The organism is Massilia sp. BKSP1R2A-1 (assembly GCF_050586525.1).
In the GTDB taxonomy this organism is placed as follows: Bacteria; Pseudomonadota; Gammaproteobacteria; order Burkholderiales; family Burkholderiaceae_D; genus Telluria.
Window position 1 is genome coordinate 1 of record NZ_JBOBRE010000053.1, and the last position, 390, is coordinate 390.

Sequence of the window (390 nt, forward strand, 5' to 3'; positions counted from 1 at the left end):
CCCAGACTGTGTAAAAACTCATCAGCTGGATCCGGGAGCCGAATTATACGGCTCACGGCCTATCCAGAAGCCTATAGAAGCGCCATATCCTTGGCCGACCTGTTTTCCAATCCTCGGCAAGACCAGAAGCAAGAAGGTCCCAAACAGCCCGGTTCGCGGCAGAAAACGGGTGTACGCCCTGATCGCCGCCAGCATGCCCTGTATGCCAAGCAGCGTGAGCAAACGACTGAAGTTATACGCGAGAACGTGCAGGCTCATCTCGACCTTCACACGCTCCAGTCCTTTCGTTAGAAAGTGCGTGGATCCCATCCATGCCTTGATCGTGGCGTAGGGATGCTCGACGGTTGAACGCCGGATGCGCATGGCGTCGGGTGTCTGTTCAAGACGCGC

At 56.7% G+C, this 390-nt stretch carries 1 pseudogene; it reads right to left on the bottom strand.

The features are described from left to right. Positions 1-174: 174 nt before the first annotated feature. A pseudogene (locus ACQ7JA_RS25040) lies at positions 175-390 on the bottom strand (transposase); the annotation flags it as partial.